Origin of the sequence: Paraburkholderia sp. CNPSo 3274 (genome assembly GCF_024206475.1) — a bacterium.
Classification (GTDB): domain Bacteria; phylum Pseudomonadota; class Gammaproteobacteria; order Burkholderiales; family Burkholderiaceae; genus Paraburkholderia.
In genome coordinates this window covers 22955-34862 of record NZ_JAMBPR010000043.1, presented here as the reverse complement: position 1 = coordinate 34862, position 11908 = coordinate 22955, and the positions used below count along the sequence as shown (strand labels likewise).

The window sequence follows — 11908 nt, the reverse complement described above, 5'->3', positions numbered from 1 at the left end:
TCATGACTATTCTCGTTATCGCCGAACACGACAATGGAACCCTCAAGCGCGCCACGCTCAACGCCATCACGGCGGCGGGCGCGGCGGGCGGCGACATTCATGTGCTGGTGGCGGGCCATGGTGCAGCGGCAGTGGTAGAACAAGCAGCGAACGTTGCCGGCGTCGCCGAGGTGCTGGTGGCGGACGCGCCGGAATACGCGCACGGGCTGCCGGAAAATCTCGCCGCGCTCGTTGTTTCGGTGGCCAGCAGCTATACGCACGTGGTCGCCGCGTCCACGGCCGTGGGCAAGAACTTCATGCCCCGCGTGGCGGCGTTGCTCGACAGCGCGCAGATTTCCGATGTCGTCGCCATCAAGGCGCCCGATGTTTTCGTGCGCCCGATCTACGCGGGCAATGCACTCGCAACGGTGCAATCGTCCGATGCCATCAAGGTCATCACGATTCGCCCGACCGCTTTCGATACAGCGGCCACCGGTTCTAGCGCTGCGCCCTCGCGCGCGGTTGCCGCCGCACCGGCCTTCGATAAGGCTCGTTTTGTCGGTCAGGAACTCACGAAGTCGAGCCGGCCGGAGCTTTCTGCGGCAAGCATCGTCGTTTCGGGTGGTCGCGGGATGCAGAACGGTGACAACTTCAAGCTGCTCGATGCGCTCGCGGACAAGCTCGGCGCCGCCGTCGGCGCTTCGCGAGCGGCGGTCGACGCCGGCTTCGTGCCGAACGACTATCAGGTCGGTCAGACCGGCAAGATCGTCGCGCCCCAGTTGTATATCGCCGTGGGCATCTCGGGAGCCATTCAGCACCTTGCGGGCATGAAGGACTCGAAAGTCATCGTCGCCATCAACAAGGACAGCGAGGCACCGATTTTTCAGGTGGCCGACTACGGTCTCACCGCCGATCTCTTCGAAGCGGTGCCGGCGTTGACCGCGGCGCTCGATTGACGTTCGCCCGATTGACGTTCGCCCGGATTGACAGCAATCCGGGCGCGAGCCTAGCATCTGAACGCCGTTCACGGAAATTGCACCAATAGTTGCATATTGGCTACCGAGCAGGCTGCAAGTCGAGCGGCCGCTACATAAAAAGCCGGAACCGGCGCCTACGCCGGCCATATCACGAAGGAGATATCAATGGGTAACAGAGGTCCCGCTTCGGGTGAACACACGGTCCGACTCGATTTCGTCCCGAAGGACAGTTACCTGTCGAAGCAGTTTCTCGAGCAGGAGAACGAGCGCCTGTGGCCGCGCGTATGGCAGGTTGCCTGCCGGCTGGAAGAGATTCCCAACGTTGGCGACTACGTGACCTTCGATGTGGCGGGCGAGTCGATCATCGTCGTGCGAAAGTCGGCTGAAGAGATCAAGGCCTTTTTCAACGTCTGCCAGCATCGCGGGCGCCGCTTGACCAACGGTTGCGGCAAGGCCGCGAAATTTCACTGCGCCTATCACGGTTGGCAGTGGAATCTGGATGGCAGCGTGGCGCGTGTGCTCGACCGTCAAGACTGGGAAGGCTGTTCGGAAATGGCTGATGGCGACCTCCGTCTCACCGACGTGCTGGTGGACACGTGGGGCGGTTTCGTTTTCATCAACATGGACCCGAACGCCGAGCCGCTTGCTAAATTTCTCGATCCGGTGCCGGAAATCACGAACTGCTTCGAGTTCGAGAAGATGCGCTACCGCTGGTACAAGTCGATTCGCTTGCCGTGCAACTGGAAGGTCGCGCTCGAGGCGTTCAACGAGGGCTATCACGTTGCGGCGACGCATCCGCAACTGCTCGACATTGCCGGCGACGACGTGACGCGCAGCTTTGCCTACGGCCGCCACGGCATGTTCGGGTACTCGACGGCCACGCGCATGATCGGTGCGCCGTCGCCGCGCACCGGTAAGCCGATGCCGGAGGACGTACGCCAGGGGCTCGTGAACTTCTTCCGTGTCATGGAAGAGACCCTCAAGGCGATCAACACCGCTCGCGACTATGAAGCCGCGAAGCGCCTGATGCATGAAATGTCGCCGTCGGGCAACCAGTTCGAAGTCCTTGGGAAAGCGATGGAATTCCAGCGCGAAGCGGCCATTGCCGAAGGCGCGGGTTGGCCCGAGATCACGTTCGAGCAGCTCGGTCGCGCCGGTGCGGACTGGCACGTGTTTCCGAATCTCGTGTTTCTCCCGTACCCCGACGGCGCGCTGTTCTATCGCGCGCGGCCGGACGGCGACAACCCCGATTCGTGCATCTACGACATCTGGTCGCTCCAGCGCTTCGCGCCGGGCGCGGAGCCGCCTTTGAAGCGTGAGTTTTATTACGGCGTGGACGACTGGAAGGAGAACGCGCAGGAGAACTTCGGCCTGATCCTGTGGCAGGACTTCCAGAACATGACCAACGTGCAGCAGGGCATGAAGTCGCGCGGGTTCAAGGGTTCGCGCACGAATCCGCTGCAGGAAACGTCGGTGTCGAACTTCCATCGCGCGCTGCGCGAATTCATCGCGCAGGAGGAGTGATGTCGGGGACCTGGGACGCAAGCTACGATTTCGTGGTGGTCGGAAGCGGTGGCGGTTCGATGTGCGCGGCGCTCGCATGCAAGTCAGTGGGCAAGGACGCGCTCATCATCGAGAAGCTGCCGAAGGTCGGCGGCTCGACCGGTTATTCGGGCGGGGTGTGGTGGCTGCCGAACAATCACGTGATGAAGCGCCACGGCGTGAGTGATTCATATGAACGCGCGCGCCAGTATTTCGACGCAGCGGTGACGTATCAAGGCCCCGGCACATCGGAGGCGCGACGCGAGGCATATTTGCGCACTGGCCCGAAAATGGCCGAGTTTCTCGAGCAGCAGGGCATGCAGTTCGTGTACGCGGATGGCTGGTCCGACTACTACGACACGCTGCCCGGCGGCGAGCCGCGTGGCCGTTCGCTGCTGGCGAAGCTGTTCGACGTGAAGGAGCTGGGCGAATGGGCGCCGCGCCTGTCGCGCTACAAAGGCCCTTCGATGCCGGCCAACTCGGACGAGTATCCGGAACTCTTTCTGATGAAGCGGACGTGGGGCGGCAAGCGCAAGGCGATGCAGCTTGGCGGCCGCATGCTGTATCAGAAGATCACGGGCAAAGAGCTGGTCGCCAACGGCGCGGCAATTCAGGGGCGCATGCTGCAGATGGCGTTGCGCGCGAACGTGCCGATCTGGACCGACACGCCGGTGCGTGAACTCATTGTCGAGGACGGGCGTGTGACTGGCATCGTTGCGGTCCGCAGCGGCCGCGAGATGCGCATCCAGGCTCGCGAAGGCGTGCTGCTCAACACGGGCGGATTTTCACACAACGCGGAAATGCGCCGCAAATACCAGCCGCAGCCTTCATCAGCGGATTGGACGAATGCGAATCCGGGCGATACCGGCGAAATCCTGCAAGCCGCCATCGCGCTGGGCGGCGCCGTGGACTGCATGGAGGAAGCGTGGTGGGTCGTGACGTCACTCGGCCCCAACGAAGAGTTGCCCGAGGGCGCACGCGCACCGGACGGTTCGCCGCTGCCGTTCATGCATCACCTCGATCTCTCGCTGCCGTTTTCCATCATGGTTGATCAGGATGGCGAACGCTTCTGCGACGAAGCGGGTGCCTACATGGAAATCGGCCAGCGCATGTACCAGCGCCACAAGGACACCGGCAAGGCCGTGCCCGCGTGGGTCGTCATGGACAGCCGGCAGCGCAGGTACTACCCATGGGGCACCGCCATGCCGGGGCAGATTCCACAGAAGTGGCTCGACAGCGGCTACATGATCAAGGCCGATACGCTTGAAGAACTGGCGGCGAAATGCAATATCGACCGCGCCGGTCTGCTCGAGACGGTCAAGCGCTTCAACGGCTTCTGCGAAACGGGCGTCGACGAAGACTACGGGCGTGGTTCGCGTGCATTCGATCGCTGTCACGGCGACCCGACCATCAAGCCGAACCCGAACCTCGGGCCGATCGAAGAGGGACCGTTCTACGCCGTGCGCATGTACCCCGGCGACGTAGGTACGGCGGGCGGCCTCGTGACCGACGAATACGCTCGCGTGCTCAGGGACGACGGTTCGCAGATTTCCGGCCTGTACGCCACCGGCAACTGCACGGCATCCGTGGTCGGACGATGCTATCCGGGCGCCGGCAGCAGTATCGGCGCGTCGTTCGTATTCGGTTATATCGCGGCGCTGCATGCTAGCGGCGCGCAAAAGATCTGGTGAGACAGGAGAGATACGAATGAATGCCTATCAGCCGCCCAGCAGTGAAGTCCTGGTCGATATATACCGGCGCATGGTACTCATCAAGCAGAACGATGAGCGCTTTCGTGCTGTCATCAAGTCCGGCAGGCTGGTCATGCCGTATTACTCGCCGCGCGGCCAGGAAGTGATTCCCTCGGCGATGTCGGTGTGCCTCACGGACGACGACTACATCTGCACGATCTACCGCGGCGTTCACGACATGATCGCCAAGGGCGTGCCGCTCAAGGAACTGTGGGCCGAACTCGGCGGCCGCGTGACGGGCACCTGTAAGGGCAAGGGCGGCCCGATGCACGTCACCCATCCCGCATCCGGCGTCATGGTGACCACGGGTATCGTGGGCAGTTCGATGCCCATTGCGAACGGTCTCGCGCTTGCAGCGCAGATTCGTGGCGAGCCGCGGGTGGCCGTGGCTTATTTCGGCGACGGCGCTTCGAATATCGGCGCCTTCCACGAGTCGCTGAATATGGCGTCCGTATGGAAGTTGCCGGTGATCTTCGTGTGTCAGAACAACGGCTACGCCGAGCACACCAAATACGCCTACGGCACTTCTGTGGCGAATATCGCGCAACGTGCCGTCGCTTATCAGATGCCCGGCGTAACGGTCAACGGCAACGATCCGATCGCGATGCACAAGGCGGCACACGAGGCGGTCGATCGCGCGCGCAACGGCGGCGGGCCGACGCTCATCGAAGCGAATACCTTTCGCTTTCAGGGGCACGTGTTCGGGGACCCGGACGCGTATATGGACAAGCACGAAAAGGCGGCCTGGGTCGCCAGGGACCCCGTGCCGCTCTTCCGGCAGTGGCTCATCGACGCGAAGCACGCAACCGAAGAGCAACTGGCCGCGATGGAATCCGATCACGAGGCGCAGATCGATGCTGCTGTCGAATTCACGTTGTCGAGCGAATATCCCGATGTTGCGGAGCTTCGGCGCGACATCTTCAAGGACGAGGTGATCGCATGAGCCAGGCACCCACGAACATCAACACCATCCAGGCCGTCAACTACGCGCTCGACGACGCAATGGCCTCCGACGCCAATGTGATCGTGCTGGGTGAAGACGTTGCCGATGGTCAGGAAGGCGGCATTGTCGGCGTGACGAAGGGACTCTCTTCGAAATACGGCACGTCGCGCGTGCGTTCGACGCCGATCTCGGAGCAGGCCATCATTGGCGCGGCGATCGGCGCGTCGATGGTCGGCATGCGTCCCGTTGCGGAAATCATGCTGATGAACTTCACGACGGTCGCGATGGACATGATCGTCAATCACGCCGCGAAGTTGCGCTTCATGTCCGGCGGACAGACCAACGTGCCGATTGTCATTCGCACCATGACGGGCGCGGGATTCGGCACGGGCGGCCAGCACGCCGACTACCTGGAGGCATGGTTCGCGCACGTTGCGGGCATCAAGGTCGTCGTGCCTTCCAACCCCGCCGATGCCTATGGCCTGATGCTGTCCTGCATCCGCGACGACGACCCGTGCCTCTTCATCGAGAACATGCCGACCTACTGGAATCCGGGCAATGCGCCGGAGCGCGGCGTGGCGATTCCGCTTGGCAAGGCCAACGTGGTGCGCGCAGGCGCCGACGTGACGGTGATCAGCTACAGCCGCCGCGTGCAAGAGGTCATGGTTGCGGCCGAGGCGCTTGCGAAGGACGGCATTGCCTGTGAAGTGATCGATTTGCGCACTGTCTCTCCTTTGGATACCGAAACGATTTTGACTTCGGTTGCCAAAACCGGGCGCGCCGTCGTCGTGCATGAGGCGGTCAAGCCGTTCGGCGTGGGTGCGGAAATCGCATCTCGCATTTACGAAGCCCTTTTCCGCGAACTCAAGGCGCCGGTGCAGCGCGTCGGCGCGCAATTCTGCCCCGTGCCGTTCTCCAAGCCGCTCGAAGACGCGTTCGTTCCGGGCGTGGCCGAAATCGAAGCGGCGGTTCGCGCCACGCTGAAATAACAGCGGCGCACCCCAAGGATTTTCATTATCAATAGAGCAAGGTCATGACCACACAAGTTCTGCTTCCCAAACTGGGTTTTTCGATGAACGAAGGCACGCTGGCCGAATGGCTGGCCGAAGACGGCGCGACCGTGAACGAAGGCCAGATTCTCTACGCGCTAGAGAGCGACAAATCGATTCAGGAAGTCGAGTCGCCTGCGTCGGGCACGCTGCGCATCGTTGCGCAGGTTGGCGAAGTGTATCCCGTCGGCACCCTGCTGGCGGAAATCGGCTGATCGGCTTCACGCCGTCAAGTACTTAAAGGTTGTTTGAGAGGCATCCGCGATGAGTGTCGAATCCGTTGCTAACCGGCCGCAGGCCAATGCGAATGCCGGACCCGGCGAACCCGTAACGCCCGCATTTGGTGCCAATTTGCCGCCCTGGCCGCAGGTCGACTTCGCCGAATTCGGCGAGGTGGAGGTCAAGCCGGTCTCGCGCATCCAGAAGCTCACAGGGGCTTTCCTGTCACGCAACTGGCTGACGATTCCGCATGTGACGCACCACGACGACGCGGATGTCACATCGCTCGAAACCTGGCGCAAGGCGCGCAACGAAGCGAATGCGGCTGTGAAGCTCACACCGCTCGTCTTTCTCATCAAGGCGGTGGTGCGCGCCTTGCAGGAGTTCCCGCAATTCAATGCCTCGCTCGACGGCGATGGCAAGAACCTCGTCCTCAAGAAGTATTTCCACATTGGAGTCGCTGTCGACACCCGCTTCGGACTGCTCGTGCCGGTGCTGCGCGACTGCGACAAGAAGAGCGTTGAAGAACTCGCAATCGAACTCGCGGCGATTTCACAGAAGGCGCGCGAAAAGGGCCTTTCGATGGCGGAGATGTCGGGCGGTTGTTTTTCGATCAGCTCGCTTGGCGGCTTTGGGGGTACGGGCTTTACGCCTATCGTCAATGCGCCGGAAGTGGCGATTCTCGGCGTGACCAAAACGCGACTCGCGGCTGCGCCCGCGGAAGACGGCGGTATTAGCTGGCGAAAGATGCTGCCCCTCTCGCTGAGCTACGACCATCGCGTGATCAACGGAGCCGACGCGGCGCGCTTCGCCGCATTCATCGGGACCGTGCTGGCCGATCCGCAGGCGCTGGCGGGCTCAAAAACGACGTGACAAAACAACGACGGGACTGAGATGAGAACCCTTGGCGAGATGATTGAGCGAAACGCTCGCTTGCATGCCGACCACACGGCACTCGTGTACGCCGAGCGCCGTCTGACGCACGCTCAGCTAGCGGAGCGGGCGCGCCGGTTTTCCGGAGCGCTGTATGAGCGCGGCCTGCGGCGCCAGGACCGGGTTGCGATCCTCGCGATGAATTGCGCGGAGTACTACGAGAGTTATCGCGCATGCGAGTGGGCAGGCTTTATTCTGGCGACGGTCAATTTCCGGCTGGCGCCTGCGGAGATTCTTTATATCCTCAAGGATGCGGCGCCCAAGGCGCTCGTCTTCGAGGCGCAGTACGCCGATGTCGTGGATGGGCTGCGTTCGCAATTGCCGGAAATCGAGCAGTACATCTGCATTGGGGACGCGCCGCAGTGGGGTGTTTCATTCGAAACGGTGATGGACGAAGGCCCTGTAGAAGGACCGCCGATCCGTTCGAACCCGGAAGACTACGCTTACCTGATGTACACGAGTGGCACCACTGGGCGTCCCAAGGGTGTCGTGCGCACGCACCACGCCATGTGCGTCACCGCGGAAAGTTGCGCGCTCGTTACGGAGTTCTCCGGCAACACGCGCGTGCTGCAAACGACGCCGGCGTTCCATGTCGGTGGAATTGGTTTCGTCAATTCGGTGGCCTGGATGGGCGGCACGACTGTCGTGCATCGCGGCTTCGAGCCGAAGCAGATGCTCGAAACGATCGCCGAAGAACGTATCACCTTCACGTTCATGGTGGCCGCCATGCTCCAGGCGGTGCTCGACGTGCCGGAACTGTCGAGCTACGACGTATCGAGTATCGAGAACATCGTCACTGCGGCCGCACCCGTGCCGCCGCCGCTGCTTTCACGTGGCATTCGGGTGCTCGGCCCCGTGTTTTCGGTCCAGTACGGCATGACCGAGAGCAACGCATGCTGGCTGCCTTCTCACGAGGTCAAGCCGCACGGCTCCCCGGAACAGGTTCGGCGTCTCGCATCGGTCGGGCGGCCGTGCCCCGGCATCGAACTACGCATCGTCGATGACCACGGCAACGACTTGCCGCAAGGTCAGACGGGCGAGGTATGGCTGCGCTCGCAGACGCAACTGAGCGGCTACTGGAACAACAGCGTCGCGACGGTGGAAGCACTGCGAGACGGCTGGTATCGCTCCGGCGACATGGGCTACCAGGACAAGGACGGCTATATCTTCCTCGTCGACCGCAAGAAGGACATGATCATTTCGGGCGGCGAAAACATCTACAGCCGTGAAGTTGAGGATGCACTGGCGGAGCACCCCGCAGTGGTAGATGTGGCCGTGATCGGGGTTCCACATGAGAAGTGGGGAGAATGCGTCAAGGCGATTGTCGTTCTGCGCCGGGGCGAACAAGCGAGCGAAGCCGAGCTGATCGAATTTTGTCGTGACCTGATCGCGAGCTACAAGTGCCCGAAAGCCATCGCATTTGTCGACGAACTACCGAGGTTGCCGACGGGCAAGATCAGCAAGGTGATTCTGCGCAGGCAGTTTGCCTGATGAACCGGGAATCGCCTCAATCAGAGAGAATCGATTATGGCCAAATGGCTCAAGAGTACGGAGTGCGTGCAGTTTGAAGTCGCGGAGCGCGTTGCGCGCATCACGCTCAATCGCCCGGACAAGCGCAATGCCATCAACAATCCGCTTCTGCAGGAACTCAAGTCAGCGTTGCTCGAAGCTGATGACCTGAAGTCGGTCAACGTAATCGTGCTTTCGGGAGCCGGCCGCGACTTCTGCGCAGGTTACGACCTCGTGACGACGTATACGGACCGGGCGGCGGAAGCTGTCGATCCGGGTGAGTATCGCGGCACGATTCGCAGTTTCGACGATGACTGCTGGTCGATGGAGCGGCAGGCGGAGACGGTCAATCTGATGGCCGAAATCCACAAGCCGATCATCGCGCAGGTTCACGGCAACTGTCTTGCAGGCGGCACGGATCTCGCGCTCGCATGCGACATGGTGATCGCTGCCGACAACGCGAGAATCGGTTTTCCCGCCACGCGCGCCAACGGCTCGCCCCCTGCGCATATGTGGTTCTATCACGTCGGCCCTCAGTGGGCGAAACGTCTGCTGCTTTCCGGAGACTCGCTCAACGGACGCGACGCGGCGAAAATCGGTCTCGTCATGGATGCGGTGCCGGCGGAGCAGCTCGAAGCGGAGGTAGGCGAACTGGCACGCCGCTTGTCTTTTGTCGATGCCGATCTGCTGGCGGCCAACAAGCGCATCGTGAACATTGGACTGGAGCTGGCAGGGTCGCGCACACTTCAGCGGCTCGCGGTGGAGAACGACTCGCGGGCTCACCAGAGCCAGGGGCCGCGCCGCGCGCAGTTCAAGGAAGACATGGAAGCGGTTGGGCTCAAGGAAGCGCTCAAGCGCCGCGACGAGCCTTTCGGTGACGGAATGATCCGCCTGCATGCACGTGGCAGTTGACGAACCCAACTCGAACGAAGATCCGAACATCATGGACGTTGAACTTACATTGAATGGCGCGGTTGCGACGCTGTGCCTGAATCGCCCCGAAAAGCTCAATGCGCTGACGCCGGAGATGCTGGAGCTGATTCTCGGCCACCTCGATCGCATTGAGCAGGACGCGGAGATTCGCGCCGTCGTTCTCACCGGAGCAGGCCGTGCCTTCTGCGCGGGTGCCGACATCAAGGGCAGCGGCGCCGCGCCGGCGCAGATGAGCGTCGCGCATGCGCGCGCGTCGATGGCTATCTATCAGAAGATCGCGCTCAGGCTTTACAACCTGAACAAGCCGATGGTCGCGGCCGTACGAGGGGTGGCCGTGGGTATCGCATGGAGTTTCGCGCTTTGTGCGGACCAGTTGATCGTTTCCGATACGGCGCAGTTCATTCCCGCATTCCTGATGCGCGCCACGCTGCCCGAAGGCGGCATGGTGCATCTGCTCGCGCGTCATTGCGGCGAGTTTCGCGCAAAGGAAATCATGTATTTGAATCGCAGGCTGACTGGCAAGGAAGCGCTCGATACGGGTCTCGCCAGTCACTTCGTCGAGGACGGCGATCTCGACGCGGCGGCCTCGAAGCTGGCCGGCGAACTCGCCGCAGGCCCGACCTTTTCGCTTGGCTTGACGAAACAGTTGTTCCGGTTGAACACCGGCAGCATGGAGGAGTTTCTGGCCCAGGAACTGAACGCGGTAGCGCTCGCGGTGAATTCGGAAGATGCGGCGGAGGGCCGGCTGGCGGCAAGAGAGAAGCGAGCGCCTGCCTTCAGGGGCCACTAGGCGGAGCATTCCATTCGCGCGAGCACGGCGCGTCCGGCCAGTCTGATATACGAGAGCGTAAGAGATTCAGGAGTCAGGCATGCATTTTGATTTTAGCAAGGAAGACGAATCGTTTCGTCAGGAAGTGAGGCAGTTCTTCAAGGAGCATGCGCCCGCCGATATTTCACACCGGTGGCGGGTGGGCGTGCATCCACCTGCGCGCGATGACATTCGCAGGTGGCAGCGCATTCTGTTCGAGCGCGGCTGGGGGGCGCCGCATTTGCCGGCGGCGCACGGAGGCACCGATTGGAGCGGATTTCGCAAGCATATCTTCATGGAAGAGCTGTACAACGCCGACGCCATGGACTATAGCTGGCAGTCCACGCATATGGTCGCGCCCGTCATCATCGCGTTCGGCTCGGATTGGCAAAAGGAGCGCTTCCTGAAGCCGCTCCTGTGTGGCGACGAGTTCTGGTGTCAGGGCTTCTCGGAACCCAACGCGGGCTCCGACCTCGCCGGATTGAGAACCACCGCGATACTCGACGGCGACGAGTACGTCATCAACGGCCAGAAGATCTGGACGAGCGACGCGACCATTGCCGACTGGGGATTCTTTCTCGTCAAGACCGATACGACCGTCAAGCCGCAGCGAGGAATCTCGTTCCTGCTCGTCAAGATGGACACGCCGGGTATCACCGTGCGTCCGATCGTGTCGATCGAGGGCGGCAGGGGACTGAACGAGGTGTTCCTCGAAAACGTCCGTGTACCGAAGGCTCATCTCGTGGGTGAGGCCGGCATGGGCTGGACCTATGCGAAGTACCTGCTCGAGAAGGAGCGCACGACGAGCGCGTTTTTGTATTTCAACAAACGTGAGTTGCAACGCGCGAAGGACATTGCGGCGCAGGAAACGGTCGATGGCGTGCGGCTGATCGATACACCCGGGTTTGCGCGCAAGGTTGCAGATATCGAAGCGGATCTTATGGCGCTCGAGTGGTCCGTGCTGCGCATCCTTGCCGAGGAGAAAAGCGAGCGCAATCTCGATGCCGTGGTGTCCGCGCTGAAGATCAGCGGATCGGAAATGCAACAGCGTGTGACGCAACTCCAGATGGATGCACTGGGTCCCCGCGTGATGCGCTTCGACGACCACAGCGGCGCGCATAGTGATCCTGCGGTCGACGAAAGCTGGCCCGACTACGTGGGCGGCCGCACGTCGGGCTATCTCATCGCTCGCGCATCCACCATTTATGGGGGCGCGCGCGAAGTGCAGAAGAACATCATCGCCAAACTCGCATTTGGACTGTAGC

Annotated in this window: 11 protein-coding genes; all 11 read left to right on the top strand. The window is 61.9% G+C overall.

The features are described from left to right. Positions 1-2: 2 nt before the first annotated feature. The 11 genes from M3I54_RS26700 to M3I54_RS26650 all read left to right on the top strand — a co-directional run bounded on the left by M3I54_RS26700 (position 3) and on the right by M3I54_RS26650 (position 11907). The gene (locus M3I54_RS26700; RefSeq protein WP_254341506.1) at positions 3-935 is read left to right on the top strand and encodes an electron transfer flavoprotein subunit alpha/FixB family protein; all 933 of its coding nucleotides are present in this window, start codon (positions 3-5) and stop codon (positions 933-935) included. A gap of 186 nt (positions 936-1121) precedes the next feature. Then, positions 1122-2480, top strand: coding sequence for an SRPBCC family protein (locus tag M3I54_RS26695; RefSeq protein ID WP_254341504.1), 1359 nt, complete (start codon positions 1122-1124; stop codon positions 2478-2480). Then, on the top strand, positions 2480-4189 hold the full coding sequence (locus M3I54_RS26690) for an FAD-binding protein (protein WP_254341496.1): 1710 nt from the start codon (positions 2480-2482) through the stop codon (positions 4187-4189). Before M3I54_RS26695 ends, M3I54_RS26690 begins: the two co-directional genes overlap by 1 nt. 16 nt (positions 4190-4205) lie before the next feature. Beyond that, the gene (locus tag M3I54_RS26685) at positions 4206-5192 is read left to right on the top strand and encodes a thiamine pyrophosphate-dependent dehydrogenase E1 component subunit alpha (protein WP_254341494.1); all 987 of its coding nucleotides are present in this window, start codon (positions 4206-4208) and stop codon (positions 5190-5192) included. Then, the gene (locus tag M3I54_RS26680; RefSeq protein WP_254341492.1) at positions 5189-6181 is read left to right on the top strand and encodes an alpha-ketoacid dehydrogenase subunit beta; all 993 of its coding nucleotides are present in this window, start codon (positions 5189-5191) and stop codon (positions 6179-6181) included. The genes M3I54_RS26685 and M3I54_RS26680 overlap by 4 nt, the downstream gene beginning before the upstream one ends. Before the next feature lie 44 nt (positions 6182-6225). Beyond that, on the top strand, positions 6226-6456 hold the full coding sequence (locus tag M3I54_RS26675; RefSeq protein WP_254341490.1) for a lipoyl domain-containing protein: 231 nt from the start codon (positions 6226-6228) through the stop codon (positions 6454-6456). A 49-nt stretch (positions 6457-6505) separates the two neighbouring features. Continuing rightward, the gene (locus M3I54_RS26670) at positions 6506-7333 is read left to right on the top strand and encodes a 2-oxo acid dehydrogenase subunit E2 (RefSeq protein ID WP_254341488.1); all 828 of its coding nucleotides are present in this window, start codon (positions 6506-6508) and stop codon (positions 7331-7333) included. A gap of 21 nt (positions 7334-7354) precedes the next feature. After that, positions 7355-8884 (top strand): class I adenylate-forming enzyme family protein, encoded by a 1530-nt coding sequence (locus M3I54_RS26665; RefSeq protein ID WP_254341486.1) that lies wholly within the window; start codon positions 7355-7357, stop codon positions 8882-8884. Positions 8885-8920: 36 nt separating this feature from the next. Then, a complete protein-coding gene (locus M3I54_RS26660; RefSeq protein ID WP_302059143.1) occupies positions 8921-9814 on the top strand; it encodes a crotonase/enoyl-CoA hydratase family protein in 894 nt (297 codons plus the stop codon). Beyond that, positions 9798-10625 carry an enoyl-CoA hydratase/isomerase family protein gene (locus M3I54_RS26655; protein WP_254341482.1) on the top strand — a complete coding sequence of 276 codons (828 nt, stop codon included), beginning with the start codon at positions 9798-9800 and terminating at the stop codon, positions 10623-10625. Before M3I54_RS26660 ends, M3I54_RS26655 begins: the two co-directional genes overlap by 17 nt. A 79-nt stretch (positions 10626-10704) precedes the next feature. Continuing rightward, entirely contained in the window at positions 10705-11907 is a 1203-nt protein-coding gene (locus M3I54_RS26650; RefSeq protein WP_254341480.1) for an acyl-CoA dehydrogenase family protein, read from the top strand. The last annotated feature ends 1 nt before the right edge of the window (position 11908 follow it).